22 protein-coding genes are annotated in these 19,877 nt (G+C 63.4%); 9 read left to right on the top strand and 13 right to left on the bottom strand.

The genetic code is table 11. The features are described 5' to 3' along the window. Positions 1-8: 8 nt before the first annotated feature. Positions 9-791, bottom strand: coding sequence for a sulfite exporter TauE/SafE family protein (locus tag GQA94_RS05170; protein ID WP_158187073.1), 783 nt, complete (start codon positions 789-791; stop codon positions 9-11). 182 nt (positions 792-973) lie between these two features. Here GQA94_RS05170 and GQA94_RS05165 point away from each other — a divergent pair, with 182 nt between their 5' ends. After that, positions 974-1,753, top strand: coding sequence for an NRDE family protein (locus GQA94_RS05165; RefSeq protein WP_158187072.1), 780 nt, complete (start codon positions 974-976; stop codon positions 1,751-1,753). On the opposite strand, the gene ptsP is transcribed toward GQA94_RS05165, so the two are convergent. Both ptsP and GQA94_RS05155 read right to left on the bottom strand, forming a co-directional pair. Next, entirely contained in the window at positions 1,750-4,023 is a 2,274-nt protein-coding gene (gene ptsP / locus GQA94_RS05160) for a phosphoenolpyruvate--protein phosphotransferase (RefSeq protein WP_158187071.1), read from the bottom strand. The two genes, GQA94_RS05165 and ptsP, sit on opposite strands and share 4 nt — an antisense overlap. 19 nt (positions 4,024-4,042) lie before the next feature. Continuing rightward, positions 4,043-4,522, bottom strand: a complete 480-nt coding sequence (locus tag GQA94_RS05155) for an RNA pyrophosphohydrolase (RefSeq protein ID WP_031310843.1) — start codon at positions 4,520-4,522, stop codon at positions 4,043-4,045. A gap of 179 nt (positions 4,523-4,701) precedes the next feature. On the opposite strand from GQA94_RS05155, the gene GQA94_RS05150 reads away from it, so the two are divergent. Further along, positions 4,702-5,355: an HAD family hydrolase gene (locus GQA94_RS05150; protein WP_158190032.1), complete on the top strand. Its 654-nt coding sequence runs from the start codon at positions 4,702-4,704 to the stop codon at positions 5,353-5,355. Here GQA94_RS05150 and GQA94_RS05145 read toward each other — a convergent pair. The 4 genes from GQA94_RS05145 to ilvA form a co-directional block, all read right to left on the bottom strand. After that, entirely contained in the window at positions 5,352-5,819 is a 468-nt protein-coding gene (locus tag GQA94_RS05145; RefSeq protein WP_158187070.1) for a DUF2269 family protein, read from the bottom strand. The two genes, GQA94_RS05150 and GQA94_RS05145, sit on opposite strands and share 4 nt — an antisense overlap. Next, a complete protein-coding gene (locus GQA94_RS05140; RefSeq protein WP_158187069.1) occupies positions 5,816-7,084 on the bottom strand; it encodes an SDR family oxidoreductase in 1,269 nt (422 codons plus the stop codon). The genes GQA94_RS05145 and GQA94_RS05140 overlap by 4 nt, the downstream gene beginning before the upstream one ends. After that, the gene (locus GQA94_RS05135) at positions 7,084-7,524 is read right to left on the bottom strand and encodes a DUF2269 family protein (protein ID WP_158187068.1); all 441 of its coding nucleotides are present in this window, start codon (positions 7,522-7,524) and stop codon (positions 7,084-7,086) included. The genes GQA94_RS05140 and GQA94_RS05135 overlap by 1 nt, the downstream gene beginning before the upstream one ends. Before the next feature lie 111 nt (positions 7,525-7,635). Next, the gene (gene ilvA / locus GQA94_RS05130) at positions 7,636-9,150 is read right to left on the bottom strand and encodes a threonine ammonia-lyase, biosynthetic (RefSeq protein WP_158187067.1); all 1,515 of its coding nucleotides are present in this window, start codon (positions 9,148-9,150) and stop codon (positions 7,636-7,638) included. A 168-nt stretch (positions 9,151-9,318) separates the two neighbouring features. Between ilvA and rpiA the strand changes: the two genes are divergently transcribed. Further along, positions 9,319-9,990: a ribose-5-phosphate isomerase RpiA gene (gene rpiA / locus GQA94_RS05125; protein WP_158187066.1), complete on the top strand. Its 672-nt coding sequence runs from the start codon at positions 9,319-9,321 to the stop codon at positions 9,988-9,990. A 103-nt stretch (positions 9,991-10,093) separates the two neighbouring features. Then, entirely contained in the window at positions 10,094-10,438 is a 345-nt protein-coding gene (locus tag GQA94_RS05120) for a YegP family protein (protein WP_158187065.1), read from the top strand. 44 nt (positions 10,439-10,482) lie between these two features. On the opposite strand, the gene GQA94_RS05115 is transcribed toward GQA94_RS05120, so the two are convergent. The 4 genes from GQA94_RS05115 to GQA94_RS05100 all read right to left on the bottom strand — a co-directional run bounded on the left by GQA94_RS05115 (position 10,483) and on the right by GQA94_RS05100 (position 14,624). Beyond that, entirely contained in the window at positions 10,483-11,388 is a 906-nt protein-coding gene (locus tag GQA94_RS05115; protein ID WP_158187064.1) for an SdiA-regulated domain-containing protein, read from the bottom strand. A gap of 95 nt (positions 11,389-11,483) precedes the next feature. Further along, on the bottom strand, positions 11,484-12,395 hold the full coding sequence (locus GQA94_RS05110) for an SdiA-regulated domain-containing protein (protein WP_158187063.1): 912 nt from the start codon (positions 12,393-12,395) through the stop codon (positions 11,484-11,486). 103 nt (positions 12,396-12,498) lie between these two features. After that, entirely contained in the window at positions 12,499-13,164 is a 666-nt protein-coding gene (locus GQA94_RS05105; RefSeq protein ID WP_158187062.1) for a fumarylacetoacetate hydrolase family protein, read from the bottom strand. A gap of 65 nt (positions 13,165-13,229) precedes the next feature. Further along, complete coding sequence (locus GQA94_RS05100) at positions 13,230-14,624, bottom strand: FAD-binding oxidoreductase (RefSeq protein ID WP_158190031.1); 1,395 nt, start codon at positions 14,622-14,624, stop codon at positions 13,230-13,232. A 197-nt stretch (positions 14,625-14,821) separates the two neighbouring features. Between GQA94_RS05100 and serA the strand changes: the two genes are divergently transcribed. Next, positions 14,822-16,051 (top strand): phosphoglycerate dehydrogenase, encoded by a 1,230-nt coding sequence (serA, locus tag GQA94_RS05095; protein WP_158187061.1) that lies wholly within the window; start codon positions 14,822-14,824, stop codon positions 16,049-16,051. 64 nt (positions 16,052-16,115) lie between these two features. Here the strand turns inward: serA and GQA94_RS05090 are convergent, their stop codons facing one another. Together GQA94_RS05090 and GQA94_RS05085 are read right to left on the bottom strand one after the other, a co-directional pair. Beyond that, positions 16,116-16,409 carry a hypothetical protein gene (locus GQA94_RS05090; RefSeq protein ID WP_158187060.1) on the bottom strand — a complete coding sequence of 98 codons (294 nt, stop codon included), beginning with the start codon at positions 16,407-16,409 and terminating at the stop codon, positions 16,116-16,118. A 124-nt stretch (positions 16,410-16,533) separates the two neighbouring features. After that, positions 16,534-16,845: a hypothetical protein gene (locus GQA94_RS05085; protein ID WP_158187059.1), complete on the bottom strand. Its 312-nt coding sequence runs from the start codon at positions 16,843-16,845 to the stop codon at positions 16,534-16,536. 475 nt (positions 16,846-17,320) lie between these two features. Here GQA94_RS05085 and GQA94_RS05080 point away from each other — a divergent pair, with 475 nt between their 5' ends. From GQA94_RS05080 to GQA94_RS05065, 4 genes are all read left to right on the top strand, one after another. Beyond that, positions 17,321-17,905 (top strand): helix-turn-helix transcriptional regulator, encoded by a 585-nt coding sequence (locus GQA94_RS05080; RefSeq protein WP_158190030.1) that lies wholly within the window; start codon positions 17,321-17,323, stop codon positions 17,903-17,905. Beyond that, positions 17,893-18,303 carry a CsgE family curli-type amyloid fiber assembly protein gene (locus tag GQA94_RS05075; RefSeq protein WP_158187058.1) on the top strand — a complete coding sequence of 137 codons (411 nt, stop codon included), beginning with the start codon at positions 17,893-17,895 and terminating at the stop codon, positions 18,301-18,303. Before GQA94_RS05080 ends, GQA94_RS05075 begins: the two co-directional genes overlap by 13 nt. Positions 18,304-18,421: 118 nt before the next feature. Beyond that, a complete protein-coding gene (locus GQA94_RS05070; RefSeq protein WP_158187057.1) occupies positions 18,422-18,910 on the top strand; it encodes a curli production assembly protein CsgB in 489 nt (162 codons plus the stop codon). 22 nt (positions 18,911-18,932) lie between these two features. Beyond that, on the top strand, positions 18,933-19,862 hold the full coding sequence (locus tag GQA94_RS05065; protein ID WP_158187056.1) for a hypothetical protein: 930 nt from the start codon (positions 18,933-18,935) through the stop codon (positions 19,860-19,862). Positions 19,863-19,877: the final 15 nt, after the last annotated feature.

Here is a 19,877-nt window from a genome sequence, read left to right as displayed (position 1 = left end):
GGGTTTCCTCAGATCAAGAAATTGATACCAACGCTCAGCAGCAACAGTGCGAACAGGCGCCGGAGCATCAGCGCGGACAGTCGATGCGCCAGTTGCGCACCGATGCGGGCTAAAAACATGCTGGTCATCGCGATGCCGAGCACTGCCGGCAGGTAAACGAACCCCAGGCTCCACTCAGGCAGATGCGCATCCTGCCAGCCGACCACCGCGAAGCTCAACGCACCGACGATGGCGATTGGCAAGCCACAGGCTGCGGACGTCGCGACCGCCTGTTGAATGGGCACACTGCGCCAGCTGAGAAAAGGCACTGTCAGCGAGCCACCGCCGATGCCGAAGATCGCCGACGCCCAGCCGACGACGACGCCCGCCAGGGTGAGTCCAGGCTTGCCAGGCACGCCACCGCTGGCCTTGGGCTGCAGCGAGAAGGCCATCTGGATCGCCATGGCAATGGCGAACACGCCGATGATCTTCTGCAACACCGGCCCCTGGATCGACGCCGCGGTGAGACTGCCCAACGCCGCACCGACCAGGATACCGACGGTCATCCACAGCACCACCGTCCATAGCACGGCGCCCCGGCGGTGGTGGGCCCTGATCGAATTCAGCGAGGTAAATACAATTGTCGCCAATGAAGTGCCAACGGCCAGATGGGTGAGCACCTGCGGATCGAATCCCTGCAAGGTGAAACTGAATACCAGCACCGGGACGATGACCATTCCGCCGCCCACACCGAACAGTCCGGCCAGCACCCCGGCGAAACCACCCAGCAGCAGGTAAAGCGCGAACTCCATCGGACCACCCTTGAAAACAAAGCAGCATGGTAGCGGAAAAGCTGGAAGCTGGAAGCTGGAAGCTGGAAGCTGGAGCCAAGCGTAGGGCCGACCCGCATCGTCATGCACGGGAATTTGCAGGTTGTGGCTCGGCGGCCTTTTCGTCTAGCCTCAAGCGTCTCCCGTTTTCATCGACCTCATCTATGTGCCTGATCGTCTTCGCTTGGCGCCCCAGCCATGCGCTGCCCCTGATTGTTGCCGCCAACCGCGATGAGTTCCATGCGCGCCCCAGCCTGCCACTGGCAGCCTGGGAAGACGCACCACAGATCATCGCCGGGCGCGACTTGCAGGCGGGCGGCACATGGTTGGGGGCAGGACCGGCCGGCCGCTTCGCCGCGCTGACCAATATCCGCGCCCCCGAGAGACCCGTGGGGGCTCGTTCCCGAGGTGAGCTGCCCGAACGCTATTTGCGGGGTGAGCTTTCTCCGCAGGCCTACCTGACAGAGCTTTCAGGGCACCTTCAGCATTATTCGGGGTTCAACCTGCTGGCCGCAGACGCGCATGAAATGTGGTATCTGCACTCTGCCACTGGCACACCGCAGCGCCTGCCGGCCGGCGTTTACGGTCTGTCCAACGCGGCGCTGGATACGCCATGGCCGAAACTCGTACGGGCGCGCTCGGCCTTGCAGCAATGCCTGGGCGCACCGGAGACGGAAACACTGCTCGAGTTGCTGGGTGACCCACGTACCGCCGCGGACGACGAACTACCTTGCACTGGCGTGCCGTACGAGTGGGAGAAGAAGCTGTCCAGCGTATTCATCGCCAGCACTGACTACGGGACCCGTGCCAGCACGGTCCTGATCCGTCGCGAGGACGGATCGACGGAACTCACCGAGCGCCGTTTCGGCCCGGCTGGCCCGCTGGGCGAGCGCCGCCTCAGCCTGCCACCCTTCGACGAGGATCGCGGGCCGATACAGGTCTAGAGCGCCGCCGACGGATTGAGCATCCGGTCCAGGCCGAGGTTGCGCAAGGTCAGTTGCACCGTGGCATGAATCACCTGCGGGCTGTCCATGACCATAACCTTGGCCAGCAGCTCGCGGGCGGTGACGGAGCTGATCTGACGCAGCATCCACTTCACTTTCGGCAGGTTGGTGGCGTTCATCGATAGACTGTCGAAGCCCATCGCCAGCAACAGGAGGGCCGCGCCGGGATCGCCGGCCATTTCGCCGCATATGCTTACCGGCTTGCCTTCGTCGTGCGCCTCGCGAACGATACGTTGCAACGCCTCGAGCACGGCCGGGTGCAGGTAATCGTAGAGATCGGCCACGCGCGGATTGTTGCGATCGACCGCCAACAGATACTGGGTCAGGTCGTTCGAACCCACCGAGAGGAAATCGACCTGACGCGCCAACTCCCGGGTCAGATAGACCGCGGCCGGTACTTCGATCATCACGCCCACGGGCGGCATCTCGACGTCCGTGCCTTCGTCGCGGACTTCGCCCCACGCGCGGTGGATCAGGTGCAGCGCTTCTTCCAGCTCCCGCGTGCCGGAAATCATCGGCAGCAGGATGCGCAGGTTATTCAGCCCTGCGCTGGCCTTGAGCATGGCGCGTGTCTGCAGCAGGAATATCTCGGGGTGATCGAGCGTGACGCGAATACCGCGCCAACCGAGGAAAGGGTTCTCTTCCTTGATCGGAAAGTACGGCAGGCTCTTGTCACCGCCAATATCGAGGCTGCGCATGGTGACCGGCAGCGGATGAAAGGCCTGCAGCTGTTCGCGATAGATCGCCATCTGCTCCTTTTCGCTGGGAAAGCGCTCCTTGATCATGAAGGGCACTTCGGTGCGATACAGGCCAACCCCTTCGGCGCCGCGCTCCTGGGCACGCACCACGTCGGCCAGCAGGCCGGTGTTGACCCACAGCGGGATGCGCACGCCATCGGTCGTTTCGCAGGGCAGCTCGCGCAGGATATCCAGGCCTTCGGAGAGCTGGCGCTCCTGCTCGGCCAGCACCAGGTACTGCTCGCGCAGCACCTTGGCCGGGTTGGTAATGATTTCGCCACGCGTGCCGTCGATGATCAGCTCGATGCCGTCGACCTTCGAATACGGTAGATCGACGGCACCCATCACGGTCGGGATGCCCATCGCGCGGGCCAGGATAGCCACGTGCGAGTTGCTCGAGCCGAGCACCGAAACCATGCCCGCCAGCTTGCCTTCGGGCACCTCGCCAAGCATGGACGGCGACAGCTCTTCGCTCACCAGGATGGTGTTGTCCGGATAGGTCAGTGTCTGCTGGCGCGCCTGCTGCAGATAGCCGAGCAGGCGGCGGCCGATGTCCTTGACGTCCGAGGCGCGCTCGCGCAGGTAGGCGTCGTCCATCATTTCAAAGCGCCCGACGTGGTCGCTCACGACCTGGCGCAAGGCACCCTGCGCCCATTGGCCGCTGCGGATGACCTTGGCCACCTCACCGCCCAGGGCAGAGTCGTCGAGCATCATCAGGTAGACGTCGAACAGCGCGCGTTCTTCCTTGCGCATCTGCGTCGCCAGCTTTTCGGACAACGCGCGCATGTCCGCGCGCACCGCCTCAAGCGCAGACTCGAACAACTCGAGCTCGGCGGGAATGTTATCGATCGTCTTGTCGGGCACCACGTCCAAGTCTGCCGGCGGCAGCACCACGACCGCCGTCCCCACCGCTGCGCCGGGCGCGCCGGGAATGCCGATGAAGCGAGTCTCCTGGATGCCCTTGCCCTGCCGTCCGAGGCCGCGGATCGAGCCGGTCGCCTCGGCATGGGCGATGACGCCGGCGAGCTGTGCGCTCATGGTCACCAGGAAGGCTTCTTCACCCTCGTCGAACAGCCGCTGCTCCTTCTGCTGGATAACCAGCACGCCCATCACCCGGCGGTGGTGGATGATCGGTGCGCCCAGAAACGAGGCGTAGCGTTCCTCGCCCGTTTCGGCAAAGTAGCGATAGCGTGGGTGCTCGGAGGCGTGTTCGAGGTTGAGCGGTTCCTCGCGGGTGCCGACCAGGCCGACCAGGCCCTCGTTGGGCGCCATGCTGACCTTGCCGATGGCTTTCTTGTTCAGGCCTTCGGTGGCCATCAGGACGAAGCGACCGGATTCGGGGTCCAGCAGGTAAACCGAGCAGACCTGGCTGCCCATGGCCTCCCGGACCCTCAGCACGATAATGCCCAACGCCGCCTTGAGGTCCTTGGCGGCGTTCACTTCCTGGACGATCTTGCGCAGCGTGCCGAGCATGCTCAGGGGCTTTCTCCCGTCAGTCCCGCGCCAGCAGGCGCGGGGCGAGTTCTTTTAAGGCGCGACGGTAAACCTCGCGCTTGAAGGTGACCACCTGCCCCAACGGGTACCAGTAGCTGACCCAGCGCCAGCCGTCGAACTCGGGTTTGCCGGTGAGGTCCATGCGTACCCGGTCTTCGGCGCCGGTCAGGCGCAGCAGAAACCACTTCTGCTTCTGTCCGATGCACAGCGGCTGGCTATGAGTACGCACCAGGCGTTGCGGCAGACGATAACGCAACCAGCCACGGGTGCAGGCGAGGATTTTCACATCCTGCTGCTCCAGGCCGACCTCTTCGTTGAGCTCGCGGTAAAGCGCCTCTTCGGGCGTCTCGCGCGGATTGATGCCACCTTGCGGAAATTGCCACGCATCCTGGTTAATCCGCCGAGCCCATAGCACCTGCCCGGCATCATTGGTCAGGATGATGCCGACGTTAGGGCGAAAACCATCGGAGTCGATCACGGCATACAACCTCGCAAACGCATGTCACGGCATTGTTCCACAAAAAGGCGAAAAGCAGAAAGCGCGCTGAACCGCCGTTGATCAACCGCTTGCGGACCGAACGGACGTGCCTCGAGGGTGCCATGCGCCAGGGAATCCCGCTATGCTTCGCCTCCGTTCATCGCACCGAGGAATCCAGCGTGCGCCTGGCTCTATTCGATCTCGACAACACCCTGCTGGCCGGCGACAGCGACCACGCCTGGGGCGAATTTCTCTGCCAGCGCGGCCTGGTCGACAGCGCGGACTACAAGGCTCGCAACGATGCCTTCTATCAGGACTATCTCGCCGGCGAGCTGGATGTCGAGGCCTACCAGAATTTCTGCCAGGAGCCGCTTGCCCGCAACGAGATGGCGCAGCTGCGGCAATGGCATGGCGAGTTCATGCGTGACTTCATCGAGCCCATCGTACTGGCCAAGGGCGAAGCGCTGGTGCGCCAGCATCATGAGGCCGGTGACCGGGTCGTGATCATCACCGCCACCAACCGCTTCATCACCGGGCCGATTGCCGCGCGACTGGGCGTCGACACGCTGCTCGCCACCGAGTGTGAAATGCTGGACGGTCGTTATACCGGCCGCTTGACCGACGTGCCCTGCTTCCAGGAAGGCAAGGTCACGCGCATCGAGCGTTGGCTGAACGAGACCGGGCAGAGCCTGGAAGACAGCTACTTCTACAGCGATTCGCGCAATGACCTGCCGCTACTCGAGCGCGTCAGTCACCCGGTGGCGGTCGATCCCGATCCGATCCTGCGTGAGATCGCGCAACAGCGCGGTTGGGACGTCATCAGCTTGCGCTAGGCGCCCTTGCTGACCATCAGATAGAAAATGACCACAAAGGCCAGGAACGCAGGCCAGCCGAGGGCGAACCACCAGCGCATGTAGCGATAGGTCGCGGCGGGCAACGGCGTCCCGTCACGCAGCGCCTGCTCGGCGAGTGTGTGCACGCGAATCTGCAACCACACCACCGGCAACCAGCAAGCGCCGGCCAGCAGATAGAGGCCCATGCTCCACATCAGCCAGGGCTGGCGCAGATCGAAGCCGGCCAGGTGCACGAGTGCCAGCCCGCTGAGTGGCTGGATGACAGCGGTGGTCGCGGTGAACGCCCAGTCGGCGAACACCAGATGCCTGAACGTCGCCGCGATGACCTCGACCCGACCGCTGCGCCAGGCGCGCCAGCTGTAATAGGCCGAGCCCAGGCCCGTGCCGAACAGCACGGTGGAGGACAGAATGTGCAGCGTCTTGAGCAGCAGATACAGGCTCATCGTCCATCCCCCGGCATTGGCTCCGTCCACAACAGCCACAGCGTGGCTACCAGCAGCACGAGGTTCTTGGCTAGCGCGGCAAAGGGATCGAACCAGTAATGCGGCAGCCATAGGCTGATGATCAGCATATAACCGAGCATCAGCACCAGTTGTGCACGCAGCGCATGGCGGCGCCAGCGCTTCACCAGCAGGCCTGCGCCCAGCAGCGCATCGGCCAGGGCGCCGGATACGATGGCGACGGCGGCAGGCCTGCCCTCCACGCCCAATTCGCCCATAATCCGAAGGCCCCAATCGTAGCCCGGCCCGAGACAGACCACCGCCGTGCCCAGCCAGATCAGCACCAACACTGCGATCAGCAATGGGCGCAGCGCCATGGCCACGCTCTGCTCCCGCCGAGGCCAGTCGCCCAACCGGCTCGCCAGCGGCGCGGCCAGGAAACCACAAGCCGTTTTCATCGGCTCGGGCGAAGCCAGGTTGTCGCGCTGAGCCAGTAACCGGGTCTGCGAGTTGAGCGCCCGCCAGCCGCAGCGGTCACCGAGCCGCGCGCCAAGATCGGCAATCACCGCCGGGATCCGGACGTAGCGCGCCGGGCCCCAGCCCTGAGCAGCACGCAGACGGTCGAGCAGTTGCGGCAAGGTCAGCGGCTCGGGGCCCACCAACGGCACTACCCTGGGCGTCGCCGGCCAGTGGCGCAGTAACGCAAGCACCGCTGCAACGACGTCGTCGACGTGCAGCGGCTGCGTCCGGGCCTGTGTGTCCAGCAGTGGAATCAGCGGCCACGGCGACAGGCGCGTCAGCCAGCCGCTACTCGCCCCGCCCGGTCCGACCACCAGCGAAGGCCGCAACACCACAGCGGGTATCCGCAGGGCAAGAAGGTAATCGTCGGCGGCCGCCTTGGTCGTCAGAAACGGACTATCGGCGTGCACCCCTGCGCCCAGCGCGGATAACTGAAGCACCCGCGTGCCGCTGCGGGCGGCACGATCGAACAGCGCGCGTAGGCCACGGTCCTGCACCTCGGCGAGCCGCCGCGGATCGGTGCTCAACAGCCCGCTGGCGTTGATCAACAGATCGACGGGGTCCGGCCAGGCAAACGACTCGGGGCGAGCCGTCAGGCTGGCGAGGTCCAACGATTGCCAGCGCACCCCCGGATGTTCGACACCGAGCCCCGAGCGCGACGTTGCGATCAGTTCATGGCCCTCGCCATGTAACGCCCGCAGCAGATGCCGGCCGATGAAGCCGCTGGCGCCTACCAGCAGGATGCGCATCAGACCGGCTTGGCTCCCATCAACCCCATGATCGCGATGAGTATCAGCACGATCAGCCCAGCGTAGGCCAGCGCAAATCGTGGCAACTTCGCGGGTGCCGGCGTTTCACCCAGGCCCTGCCAGGCCCGCAGGCGGCCGCCCAGCAACAGGCCGAGGGGCACCAGCAGCAGAAACAGTACCGAACTGGCCAGCAGCCAGAACTGGCCCAGTGCAAAGCCTGCCAGGTGCGCCAGCCACCAGCCCGTCAGCGGCAGCGACAAGGCCAGGACGGCGAGCAGAGGCAGGGAAAACAGCCGCGTGCGTCGCAGCTTCTGCTGCATCACGGCGGCATCGGCGCGGCGCCAGGCTTTCCAGAGCATGGCGATGTGCGCGATCAGTCCGAGCGTCAGAAGGATCGCCAGTGCGGCATGGACGATATTCAGCAGCTGATAGTGTTCCATTGTTTCTCGCTCGTGGCCTGTCGTTGGATAGGTTCGCTCATGCAGCGCCGGGTGACCGGGACGACGATACCCCGCCAGATCCCGCCGGGCCGGCCAGCAGCCGGCCCGGGCTCAACCGAGAAACAGCCGGTAGGCCGGATTGTCCGTCTCGTCCCAATAGCGATAGCCGATCTTGTCCAGCGCCGCCGGCAGCAGATGACGCTCCTCTGCCGGCACCTGCAACCCGGCGACCACACGACCATCGGCGGCGCCATGGTTGCGGTAATGAAACATCGAGATGTTCCAGCGCCCGCCCAGGTTGTTGAGAAAGTTGAACAGTGCGCCCGGCCGCTCCGGAAACTCGAAGCGAAACACGACTTCGTCGCTGACCCCGGACGCATGCCCGCCCACCATGTGACGCGTGTGCAACTTGGCCAGTTCATTGTCGGTCAGGTCGAGCACCGGAAAGCCCTTGGCGCGCAGCCCTTCGACGAGCGCCAGGCGCGGGTCGTTTTCCGGATGGGTCTGTACACCTACGAAGATGTGCGCCTCGCGGTCCTGGTGATAGCGGTAATTGAATTCGGTGATCTGGCGCTTGCCGATCGCCTCGCAGAACGCCTTGAAACTGCCGGGCTGCTCAGGGATCGTCACGGCGATGATCGCCTCCCGCCTCTCGCCCAGCTCGGCCCGTTCGGCGACATGGCGCAGGCGGTCGAAGTTGACGTTGGCGCCGGAGTCGATGCCCACCAGCACCTGATTGGCCACGCCGTCGCGCTCGACGTAGCGCTTGATACCCGCCACCGCCAACGCCCCGGCCGGCTCGGTGATCGAGCGGGTATCGTCGTAGATATCCTTGATCGCGGCGCAGATTTCATCGGTAGTGACCGTGATCACTTCATCGACATGCTGCCGGCAGATGTCGAAGGTGTGCTGGCCGATCTGCGCGACCGCCACGCCATCTGCGAACAGCCCGACTTGCGGCAACACCACGCGTTCACCGGCCGCCATGGCCTGCTGCAGGCAGTTGGAGTCGTCCGGCTCGACGCCGATGACCTTGGTTTCCGGGCGCAGGTATTTGATGTATGCGGCCACCCCCGCAATCAGACCGCCGCCGCCCACCGGTACGAATACCGCGTCCAGCGGGCCCTGGTGCTGACGCAGGATTTCCATCGCCACGGTGCCCTGCCCGGCGATCACGTGCGGGTCGTCGTAGGGATGGATATAGACGTAACCCTTTTCCTCGACCAGTTTCAGCGAGTAGGCCAGCGCCTCCGGAAAGGCATCGCCCTGCAGCACGACCTTGCCGCCCCGCGCACGCACGCCCTGAACCTTCAGCTCCGGCGTCGTTCGCGGCATGACGATGGTCGCCTTGATGCCCAGCTCCCGTGCAGCCAGCGCAAGCCCCTGCGCGTGGTTGCCGGCCGATGCCGTGACCACGCCACGAGCCAATTCTTCGGGCGACAACTGCGCCAGCTTGTTGTACGCACCGCGAATCTTGAATGAAAACACCGGCTGCAGATCTTCGCGCTTGAGCAGAATCTGGTTGCCGAGCCGCTCGGAGAGCTGGCGCGCGGGCTGCAAGGGGGTTTCCACCGCAACGTCGTAGACGCGCGAGGTGAGGATTTTCTTGACGTACTGTTCGAGCATCGTGGCTATCTTGGCGGGCTTTGCGGGACCATCGAGTCTACCTTGCGTAAAACCCGTCGACCACCGGCAATCGGCCCCTCAAGACCGGTACGGCTCAGCGTGCAACACCCGTCGTCGCGGCCCCGGTATAATTTCGCACCTCGATCCTCTCCGCCCGGACCTAAACGCATGACTCAGGACCAACTCAAGCAGGCCGTAGCTCAGGCCGCCATCGACCTCATCGTTGCGCAGCTCAACGACCGCAGCATCGTTGGGGTCGGCACCGGTTCGACCGCCAATTTCTTCATTGACCTGCTGGCCAGGCACAAGGGGTTCTTCGATGGCGCCGTCGCCAGCTCCGACGCCACGGCTGAACGCCTCAAGGGCCACGGCATCCCGGTGTACGACCTTAACTCGGTTCCGGAGCTGGAGTTCTACGTCGACGGCGCGGACGAAGCCAACGATCACCTGGAACTCATCAAGGGCGGCGGCGCGGCCCTGACCCGCGAGAAGATTGTCGCGGCGGTGGCCAGGACGTTCATCTGCATTGCCGACGGCAGCAAACGGGTCGAGCGCCTCGGCGCATTCCCGCTTCCGGTGGAAGTCATTCCGATGGCACGCAGCCACGTGGCCCGCGAGCTGGTCAAACTGGGCGGCGATCCGGTCTACCGCGACGGCGTGGTGACCGACAACGGCAACGTCATTCTTGACGTGCATAACCTGTCGATCGGCTTTGCACCCGAGCTCGAGGCGCAGATCAACAACATCGTCGGCGTGGTCACCAACGGGCTGTTTGCCGCTCGACCGGCCGATATCCTGTTGCTGGGTACCAAGGACGGTGTGCAGACGCTGAAACGCTGAAACGCTGAAACGCTGAAACGAAACGGCGACATCCTCCCGGTGCGGCTACGCTTGTTGATGCAGAACATTCGCTAGCACAGACCACCAACAGGAGGGTGTCGTCATGTCCGGCAAGTTCCAGCTGAAAAAAAGTGGCACGGGTCAGTTTCATTTCAACCTGACGGCCAGCAACGGTCAGGTCATATTGTCCAGCGAGCGGTACAAGGCCCATGCCTCTGCCTTGAGCGGCATCGATTCGGTGCGCAAGCATGCATTGCGCGAAGGCGCCTTCGAAATGAAGGGGTCCAGCAACGGCAAGCATTACTTCGTGCTCAAGGCCGGCAATGGCCAGATCATCGGCCAGAGCCAGATGTACAGCAGCCTGCGCAGCGCAGAGCAGGGTTGCGAATCGGTCCGCCGCCATGCCCCTGATGCCGTGCTGCTCGATGAAAGCATCGCATCGGCCTGAGTGATCGGGCATCCGGGTGAGGCTGGCTGCCGCCAGCCACCCGGTCACTTGCGAAACAGGTAGAACAGGTTCGGCTCGCTGACGATGTAAAGCGTGCCGTCCGCGCCCAGGGCGATGCCCTCGGCCTGGGGCACGTCCTTTCGCAGGCCGTGTCGACCGGCACTGAGCGGCAGGGCGCTGATCGGCTTGCCGTTGACGTCCAGTTCGACCACCAGGCGCGACTCGTCCGACAGCGCCAACAAATGGCCGCTCTGCTCGTGGTATTGCAGGCTCGACAGATCGCGCACGAACAGATCGTCGTCGCGCTCGCGATTCTCGCTGACGTGGACGGCCAATGGCCGGCCTTCGTCGGGGTAAGGAAAGCCCTCGATCTCGTAGATACGCCCCGGGTCGCGCTCCTTCGCCACGAACAAGCGTTTGCCTGCCGCGTCATAGGCCAGCCCTTCGAAGCCTTTGTTGCCGTTCAGCCCGATCCCCAGTGACAGCTGTTGCAGCTGCGCGGCATCGATCAGCCGGGTCTGCTCATCCACCACGATGCGCAGCAAGCGCTGCGATCGTTCCTCACTGACCACGTATACCCCGGGCGAGATGTACGCGATCGCCTCCGGATCGCGAAAACCACGCAGCGGTATCGCGCGCAGCAGATCGCCTTCGAGGCTCAGCTCGAGGAGCTGCGGATTGCTGTTGGTGACCGCCATCAGGCTGCGGCGGTCCGGGTCGTAGGTCAACGCCGAGAGGTCCCTGTCCACACCCCGTATCGCCTTGGCCTGGATCACCGCCCGGTAATCCGGCAGTCGCAACGATGCCGCCGATTGCGCCCCGCCTTGATGCCACTGCTGGAAATCGAACCAGGCACGCTCGAACCACTGGTAACGCACGGCTACAACCACCGCCAGCAACAGGAGCAGGCCGGCCAACGCCGCCAAACAGATTTTTACCGTTAGACGCATCCCATCGCCCGTCAGCCCAAGAAAGACGCGCGATTGTGCGCAGACAAGCTTACCCGAGGCTTAACGAGGCGCGCCCCGGCCGGGCTCCAATTGGGTTATCGCGTGCGGCTGAAGACGTAGAATCGGTTGGGCTCAGCCACCACATAGATGTTGCCCTCGCCATCGATCGCCACGCCCTCGGCCTGACCGACACCCTCCACCAGTCCGTTGAGACCACCGAACAGGCTGATGAAGCTGCGCGGCTTCCCCTGCAGGTCCAGCTCGACCAACAGCCGCGACTCGTCGGACAGCATCAGGGTATGGCCGGTCAGCGGGTCGATGGCCACTGATGAGATATCGCGCACCAGCAGCGGCTGACTGGGCAAGGCCTCGAGCGCGCCGGCCGCACCGTCCTCGCCAGGGAAGGGCAACTCGAACAAACCTTGCGGGTCGCGCTCCTTGGCCAGCAACAGACGCTGCGTGCGCGGGTTCCAGGCCAAGCCCTCGAAACCCTTGTTGCCCGCCCCTTCGAAGCCCAGGTCGTAGCGGGCCAGGTCGTCGAGGTCGAGGCTGTCCACCCCTGGCGCGAGCCGGAACACCGCAACCAGGCGACGGCGCTCATCGACGATGGCCAGACGCCCGTCGTCCAGCGCTTCGACCGCCTCGGGGTCGGAGAAGCCGTTCAGTCGCACGCGCCTGAGCACAACCCCGCCGGGGGTGAATTCCACCAGCTGAGGGTTCTGCCCGGTGACGGTGAACAACGTGCCGGTCGACGGATTCCAGGTCAGCCCGGAGGTCTCGTCTTCCTCCAGGCCGACCAGCGCGGTTTCCAGTGTCAGGCGATAGTCGGGCAGCCAGACGCTTGCCGCGCGTTGTTCGGCATCGACGAACTGCTCCTGCCAGTAGAGCTTCAGTTGATCGTTCCAGTGCAGCAGCCACCCGGCCACTGTCACTGCCGCGATGACGAGCAGGAGCAGCGCAAGGAGCACTCCTCGCAGACGAACGGAACGAAAGGCGATCTTAGGCATGAGGCACAAACCCAGGGAGGGCCTGCAATTACAGCATGACCTCGAATAACGGGGCTATGACGGTAACGGAACAGGCCGGGACCCATGGGCCCGGCCTGTTCGCTCAGAGCACGCGACTTTCGAAGCGCGACAGTCCGACCAGTTCGAGTACCAGTTGATCGCCCTGGGCCAACGGCCCGACGCCGGCTGGCGTACCGGTCAGTACCACGTCGCCGGGCTGCAGGTTGAAATGGCCAGCGATGTGTTGCAGCAGCGGCACGATCGCATTGAGCATCTGGCTGCTGTTGCCGTCCTGGCAAGTCTCGCCGTTGACGCTCAGGCGGATGCCGATATCGCCCAGGTCGTCCACCGCGTCACCTGGCACGAACGGCGCCAGCACGCAGGCTCCGTCGAAGCTCTTGGCGATTTCCCAGGGGTGACCCTTTTCCTTGAGCCTGGCCTGGACGTCGCGCAACGTCAGGTCCAGCGCCGGGGCGAAGCCGGAGATCGCATCGCGTACCTCTTCTTCGTTCGGCTTTCGTGACAGCGGCTTGCCGATCAGCACGGCGATCTCCGCCTCGTAGTGCACGGCGCCACGCTCGGACGGGATGCTGAAACCGCCTTCCAACGGCACGGTGCAGCTTCCGGCCTTGATGAACAGCAGCGGTTCGGTCGGCACCGGGTTATTCAATTCCTTTGCGTGCTCGGCATAGTTGCGACCGATGCAGACCACCTTGCCCAGCGGAAAATGAATGGGCGTGCCGTCGGTGTACTGGTGTTTGTAATTCATGAACAGTTCCTGCCTGTAGGGCGGTGCACCCGCCGTTGCCATCGGCGGATGCTAACCCGCCTGCCTCACACTGCGAATATCTTGCCCGGATTCATGATGCCGTTGGGGTCGAAGGCGGCCTTGATCGCCTTCATGTAGGCAATCTCAGCAGGGGAGCGGCTGTATTCGAGATAGTCGCGCTTGGTCATCCCGACACCATGTTCGGCTGAAATCGAGCCGTTGTAGCGCTCCACCGTCTCGAACACCCACTTGTTCACCGCGGCGCACTTGTCGAAAAACTCGTCCTTGGACAACGCCTGCGGCTTGAGAATGTTCAGGTGCAGGTTGCCGTCACCGATATGGCCGTACCAGAGCACCTCGAAATCCGGATAGTTACTGCTGACGATGGCATCGATGTCGGCGAGGAAAGCCGGCACTTTGGAAACCGTCACGGAGATATCGTTCTTGTAGGGCGTCCAGTGCGAGATGGTTTCGGAGATGTACTCGCGCAACTTCCAGAGATTCTGCAGTTGTTGCTCGCTCTGGCTCATCACCCCATCGATCACCCAGCCCTCGTTGACGCAATGCTCGAACGTGGCCAGCGCCTGCTCGGCGCGCTCTTCAGTGGTGGCCTCGAATTCGAGCAACGCGTAGAACGGGGCGCGGGTCTCGAAGGGTGCGGGGATGTCGCCGCGCCCGAGGATCTTGTCCAGGCACTTGTCGGAGAAAAATTCGAAGGCGGTGAGGTCCAGCTTGTCCTGGAAGGCGTGCAGCACCGGCATGATCGACTCGAAATCCGGCGTACCCAGGACCATCGCGGTGAGGTTGGTCGGCTGGCGCTCCAGGCGCATGGTGGCCTCGACCACGAAGCCCAGCGTCCCCTCGGCACCGATGAACAGCTGACGCAGGTCGTAACCGGTCGCGTTCTTGATCAGGTCCTTGTTCAGCTCGAGCAGATCGCCCTTGCCGGTCACCACTTTCAGACCCGCCACCCAGTTGCGGGTCATGCCATAACGAATCACCTTGATGCCGCCGGCGTTGGTGCCGATGTTACCGCCGATCTGGCTGGAGCCGGCCGACGCGAAATCCACCGGATAGTAGAGCCCCTTGTCCTCGGCGAACTGCTGCAGTTGCGCGGTGATCACGCCGGGCTGGCAAACGGCGGTGCGATCCATTTCATCGAAGGACAGGATCTGATTCATGTAGTCGAAAGACACGACAACTTCGCCATTGGCCGCCACAGCCGCAGCAGAGAGACCCGTACGCCCGCCTGATGGCACCAGCGCAACCTTGCGTTCGTTGGCCCAGCGCACGATGGCCTGCACCTGCTCGACGGTCTTCGGGAACACGATGGCCGAGGGTGCCGGAGCGAAATGCTTGGTCCAGTCCTTGCCGTAGGCGTTCAGCGAATCGGCGTCGGTCAACACCTTGCCGGGCTCGACCAGGGTCTTCAGCTCATCGATCAGGGCAGCATCGGTCATCATGGGAACTCTCATTCGATTCATGGTCACCCTGAGCACGCTTCAGCTCAGGACAGGGGTGTTTCGGGGGGCCCGTATGCTAGCATAAGCCCCCCTTTGAACGTGCCTCGGCAGACTTCCGGCGCCGGTGATACCGAGCCGGCCAGCCTTCGCTGGACACATCAGTCCTATCCTTCGGCCTTAAGGTTTTAACGCAGATGAGCCAGACCTCTCTCGACAAGAGCAAGATCAAGTTCCTTCTCCTCGAAGGCGTCCACCAGAACGCTGTCGACACGCTCAAGGCCGCAGGCTACTCGAACATCGAGTACCTCAAGACCGCCCTGACCGAGTCGGAGTTGAAGGACAAGATCGCTGACGCCCATTTCATCGGCATCCGCTCGCGCACGCAGCTCACCGAGGAAGTCTTCGACGCCGCGAAGAAACTGATCGCCGTCGGCTGTTTCTGCATCGGCACCAACCAGGTCGATCTCAACGCCGCTCGCGAACGCGGTATCGCGGTCTTCAACGCGCCCTATTCCAATACCCGCTCTGTCGCCGAGCTGGTCCTGGCCGAAGCCATCCTGCTGCTGCGTGGCATCCCTGAGAAAAACGCGTCCTGCCATCGCGGTGGCTGGATCAAGTCGGCCGCCAATTCGTTCGAAATTCGCGGCAAGAAGCTGGGGATCATCGGTTACGGGTCCATCGGCACCCAGCTGTCGGTCCTCGCCGAAAGCCTCGGCATGCAGGTGTACTTCTACGATGTGGTGACCAAGCTGCCACTGGGCAATGCCACTCAGATCGGTTCGCTGTACGAACTGCTCGGCATGTGCGACATCGTATCGCTGCACGTCCCCGAGCTGCCATCCACCCAGTGGATGATCGGCGAGAAGGAAATCCGCGCGATGAAAAAAGGCGCCATCCTGATCAATGCGGCCCGCGGAACGGTGGTCGAACTGGACCACCTGGCCGCAGCGATCAAGGACGAGCACCTGATCGGCGCTGCCATCGACGTGTTCCCGGTCGAACCCAAGTCCAACGACGAAGAGTTCGAAAGCCCGCTGCGTGGCCTGGATCGCGTCATCCTCACCCCGCACATTGGCGGCTCCACTGCTGAAGCCCAGGCCAACATCGGCCTTGAAGTGGCAGAAAAGCTGGTCAAGTACAGCGACAACGGCACCTCCGTATCCTCGGTCAATTTCCCTGAGGTCGCGCTGCCGTCGCATCCGGGCAAGCACCGCCTGCTGCACATCCACCAGAACATCCCCGGCGTGATGAGCGAGATCAACAAGGTGTTCGCCGACAACGGCATCAACATCTGCGGTCAGTTCCTGCAGACCAACGAGAAGGTCGGCTACGTGGTGATCGACGTGGACAAGGAATATTCCGACCTGGCCCTGGAGAAACTCCAGCACGTCAACGGCACCATCCGCAGCCGCGTGCTGTTCTAAGCGACACGGCGCAGGAAAAGGGGAGGCTTCGGCCTCCCCTTTTTCATGCTCGCTGTTCAGCGGATCAACTGGCCGACGCGGGATTGACGCCTGTATCGGTGCCGCGGCGCTCGGGGCGATCCGACGGGGCCCGGCGTTCGGTAGGCTCGACCGGCGGAATCTCCGGCGGCGCTTCGAGGGTGGGCGGACGTGGCTGGCCCTCGCCGCCGTCGGGCAAGTCGATAACGTCCTGTCGCGGCTCGCGCGTATCCAGTGGATGTTCGCGGCTTTTCTCCGGCAGGGTGGGTCCCGTGCCCGTTGCCAATGCCGCAGACGCCAATGCCAGGCTTGCGATGAAGATCGAAAGACGCAGGTCCATGGCTCACCTCCAGAACGGCAGTTCGAGCGCCTCGCGCACCGGAGACGTTACGCCTGGCCTCAGCGCTGCCTGTAAATGAAAAGCCCCGACCAGGGGTCAGGGCTTCGATCTGGCCACAGCCGCATCAGTTACCCGAGCCGCCGGAACCACCGGAACCGCCTGTGCCTGACCCGGTCGCCGTGTTGCCGGTGCCGGTGGTGTTGCCCACACTGGTGCCGGTGCCAGTGCCGGGACCCGCTTCGGTGCCGGTGCTGGTGGTGGTGCCCGCGCCTGTGGTCATGCCCGAGCGATTGGTGTCATCGGTGGTTTGGCCGTCCATCGACTCTTGCCGGGTTTCACCACTGGTTGCGCTGTCCTTGTCGGTCGTGCCTGCTGCGAAAACACCGGTGGACATCAGCCCTGCCAGAACCAAGGCAGACAGTTTTTTGCTTTGCATAGCGTTCTCCTGTTTCCATGGGTTGCCTGCATTCGAACAGCCGATGGCAGCAGGGGTTGCATCGAGACCATTACAAAGTTTTCCATCGGCACCCAGGCATGCCCGCCAGCACCCAGCGCCGACCATCGGTTTGCCCGGTTGCAGCAATAGCAGTCACCCCGGCGCCGCCTGATCGACGCAACGGCCCGTCTCGCGCCGACGTCCATCGTACGGGCGATTGACTCGCCCGCCGCTATCGCTCCACGTGTCGCGCCGCCCAACCGCCCGTCGGGTTATCTACCGTTCCAGCGCAGATGCCTGCTCAATCGCGACGCGGATGCTGAACTTCGTCAAATCACGTCGGTCGTTTAGTAACTTTTCTATGCAGAATAACGGCACCTCAGACCAAGGATCGAACATGGACGAAGCGGATTTCACTCACCAGGAACGTAACCGGCCTACCGTCACCCTGCTTACCAGCAATGAGCTGCTGGGGCTGTTCTTCAAACATTTCATTGGCGAACAGGCTCAACTGGACGTGGCTCTGGCCCGGCTGGAGAAAGCCGCCAGGGAAACCACCGACCTCTATCTCGTCGATGCGGGCAACAGTCAGACCGAGCAGCTTTCGACGCTTCTCGATCAGCTCGACGAGCAGACGCCCGTCGCATTAGTGAATATCGCCCCCGAACAGGCCGAACAGCTGGTGGACAAGCACCCTGGCATTCGCGGCGTGTTCTACAGCCACGCCACGCGAGAGCACCTGCTCGACGGAATCCAGGTTTTGCTGGACGGCGGCGACTGGCTGCCGCGCGTACTGACCGAACGCCTGCTCAGTCAATGGCGCCGCATGCGTCAGCTAGCCGGTAGCAAGCCATCGCTGACCCTGCGCGAGCGGGAGATCCTGAGCCTCGCCGGAAAGGGACTGTCGAACGCCGAAATTGCAGAGCAGTTGTGCCTGAGCCCCCACACGATCAAAAGCCATATTCATAACCTGTTGCGCAAGATCGGCGCTTCCAACCGTGCCGAAGCCGCCTTTCTGCTACGGGGCCGGCTGGATTGGTCCGAGTCGTGCCACGTCTGACCGGTGTCCTGCTCGCGCTCATCCTGAGCGGCCCATGGGTGGCGCAGGCCGAGCAGACACAGGGGCAAGCCGAGGCCGAGCTGAGCGGACTCATCATCGATAACACCATCACCCGCTTTGGCCACGACTTTCACCGCTACCTGAGCTACCAGTTGCAGGATACGAGCGAGCTGGAAAGCGATCTGGTGATCCGCGAACGCCCTTCGGCACGCTGGGGCAGTCTGGTCTGGGTTGAATATGGCCAGCACACCGTCTACCGGCGCTTTCTTCAGCCCAACGTTGCAGAGATCGAGGCGATCGCCACCCAGGCGGCACAGCTGATACTGGAAGAAATCAACCGCAGCAAGCTGCAGAACCTGCTCCAGGACACCTTCGATATGGATCGTGACGAGCTGTGACCCGGCCAAGGCATTAATCCGGCCCACCGATCACCAGGCGATTGCATTGGATCGTTCGATGGATGTTCACCGCCTCGCCTTTCAGGCAAGAATCCGAGCACGCTTTCGAGGTGTCAGCATGGATCGTCCAGCACTGTTTCGTCGCGGCTTGCTTGCCGCCCTCCTGCTCATCGGCCACGCCTCGCTCCACGCGGCCGACCTGCTGGACAACGCCGACCTCGTCGAGGGCCCACTTGCTCTTGGCGCGCCGACAGCGCTCGCCCTGCAAGTGCCTCATGGGCAACGCGCAGACGTGTTGCAGCAAGGGCAGGCGAACCTTGCCGACCTCAGCCAGATCGGCGAAAACCAGTTGGCCAGCATCGTGCAGCAGGGCAGCGACCAGCAGGCGTTCATTCTCCAACAGGGCGAGAACCAGCTCGCCAGCATTGTTCAGATCGGCCAGGGCAATTTGGCCGACATCAGCCAGATCGGCAGCGATAACCAGGCCGCGATCGCTCAGATGGGGGCCAACAACAACGCCAGCATCGAGCAATTGGGCAGTGGCCTGAGCAGCAGCGTCATCCAATACGGCAGCGGCCAGCACATCCAGATCGTTCAGCACCAGTAGAACAACCCAAAGGGAATTTGCCATGCGCAGCTACCTGCCTCTCGCCGCACTCGCTGTCCTGCTGTCCGCCGGCGAGCTGCAGGCCGACAACAGCGCCATCATCGAGCAGACCGGCACCGACAACAGCGCCACCGTCGAGCAGACCGGCCTGCTCAACGAGGCCCTGATCAGACAGAACGGCACCGCCAACTCAGGCGCGGTCTACCAGACGGATATCGCCGAGGCGAACCAGGCGAGCATCGTGCAACTGGGCACCGGCAACGATGCCTCTGTCTACCAGGGACCGGACAGCCACTTCGCGACCGCGAGCATCTATCAGCAAGGGACCGGCAACCGCGCCGAGGTCGAGCAGACCTGGTACACCAACGAGCTGCAACTGAGCAGCGTAGGTGACGGCAATTCTATTTCCGCCATCCAACAGGGCTTCGCGCAGGCCGAGGCCTATCAGATCGGTAACGACAATTCGGTCACGCTCACCCAGGATGGCATCTATCACGGCACACGGATGGCGGTCTATCAGGTCGGTAACGAGAACCTGGCCACGCTCGATCAGGGCGATGCCGGCCAGATAACACTGGCTCAGAACGGTAACCTGAACACCGCGCAGATCATGCAGAACACCCTGTTCGGCGAGGTGACCTTCAATCAGGTCGGCGACGGCAACGTGCTGAACGTCGAGCAGACCGGACGAGGCCACGCGTTCAGGGGCTCGTCGATCGGCGATGACAACAGCGTCGATCTGGTTCAATGGTTCGACGGCAACCAGGCCAGCATCGTGCAGACCGGCGACGGTAACCTGGCCGATGTACGCCAACTCGCCGAATACAACGAAGCCCGCGTCAGCCAGATGGGTTCGACCAACCAGGCCTTCATCATGCAGAGCGCCGCCGGGATGAATGCCGTGATCATGCAAACCGGCAGCGGCAATCAGGCCACCGTGCACCAGCAATAGGCCGCATCGCTGATG

It is taken from the genome of Stutzerimonas stutzeri (genome assembly GCF_009789555.1).
Taxonomy (GTDB): domain Bacteria; phylum Pseudomonadota; class Gammaproteobacteria; order Pseudomonadales; family Pseudomonadaceae; genus Stutzerimonas; species Stutzerimonas stutzeri_R.
Note: the sequence above shows the minus strand (reverse complement) of the source record. Positions and strands in the feature narration are given on the sequence as shown.

What these genes read in the sequence shown, in the direction of transcription:
- GQA94_RS05170 (WP_158187073.1), bottom strand. Translation starts at nt 791, where the DNA reads ATGGAGTTCGCGCTTTACCTGCTGCTGGGTGGTTTCGCCGGGGTGCTG.
- GQA94_RS05165 (WP_158187072.1), top strand. Translation starts at nt 974, where the DNA reads ATGTGCCTGATCGTCTTCGCTTGGCGCCCCAGCCATGCGCTGCCCCTG.
- ptsP (WP_158187071.1), bottom strand. Translation starts at nt 4,023, where the DNA reads ATGCTCGGCACGCTGCGCAAGATCGTCCAGGAAGTGAACGCCGCCAAG.
- GQA94_RS05145 (WP_158187070.1), bottom strand. Translation starts at nt 5,819, where the DNA reads ATGAGCCTGTATCTGCTGCTCAAGACGCTGCACATTCTGTCCTCCACC.
- GQA94_RS05140 (WP_158187069.1), bottom strand. Translation starts at nt 7,084, where the DNA reads ATGCGCATCCTGCTGGTAGGCGCCAGCGGCTTCATCGGCCGGCATCTG.
- GQA94_RS05135 (WP_158187068.1), bottom strand. Translation starts at nt 7,524, where the DNA reads ATGGAACACTATCAGCTGCTGAATATCGTCCATGCCGCACTGGCGATC.
- ilvA (WP_158187067.1), bottom strand. Translation starts at nt 9,150, where the DNA reads ATGCTCGAACAGTACGTCAAGAAAATCCTCACCTCGCGCGTCTACGAC.
- rpiA (WP_158187066.1), top strand. Translation starts at nt 9,319, where the DNA reads ATGACTCAGGACCAACTCAAGCAGGCCGTAGCTCAGGCCGCCATCGAC.
- GQA94_RS05120 (WP_158187065.1), top strand. Translation starts at nt 10,094, where the DNA reads ATGTCCGGCAAGTTCCAGCTGAAAAAAAGTGGCACGGGTCAGTTTCAT.
- GQA94_RS05115 (WP_158187064.1), bottom strand. Translation starts at nt 11,388, where the DNA reads ATGCGTCTAACGGTAAAAATCTGTTTGGCGGCGTTGGCCGGCCTGCTC.
- GQA94_RS05110 (WP_158187063.1), bottom strand. Translation starts at nt 12,395, where the DNA reads ATGCCTAAGATCGCCTTTCGTTCCGTTCGTCTGCGAGGAGTGCTCCTT.
- GQA94_RS05105 (WP_158187062.1), bottom strand. Translation starts at nt 13,164, where the DNA reads ATGAATTACAAACACCAGTACACCGACGGCACGCCCATTCATTTTCCG.
- GQA94_RS05100 (WP_158190031.1), bottom strand. Translation starts at nt 14,624, where the DNA reads ATGACCGATGCTGCCCTGATCGATGAGCTGAAGACCCTGGTCGAGCCC.
- serA (WP_158187061.1), top strand. Translation starts at nt 14,822, where the DNA reads ATGAGCCAGACCTCTCTCGACAAGAGCAAGATCAAGTTCCTTCTCCTC.
- GQA94_RS05090 (WP_158187060.1), bottom strand. Translation starts at nt 16,409, where the DNA reads ATGGACCTGCGTCTTTCGATCTTCATCGCAAGCCTGGCATTGGCGTCT.
- GQA94_RS05085 (WP_158187059.1), bottom strand. Translation starts at nt 16,845, where the DNA reads ATGCAAAGCAAAAAACTGTCTGCCTTGGTTCTGGCAGGGCTGATGTCC.
- GQA94_RS05070 (WP_158187057.1), top strand. Translation starts at nt 18,422, where the DNA reads ATGGATCGTCCAGCACTGTTTCGTCGCGGCTTGCTTGCCGCCCTCCTG.
- GQA94_RS05065 (WP_158187056.1), top strand. Translation starts at nt 18,933, where the DNA reads ATGCGCAGCTACCTGCCTCTCGCCGCACTCGCTGTCCTGCTGTCCGCC.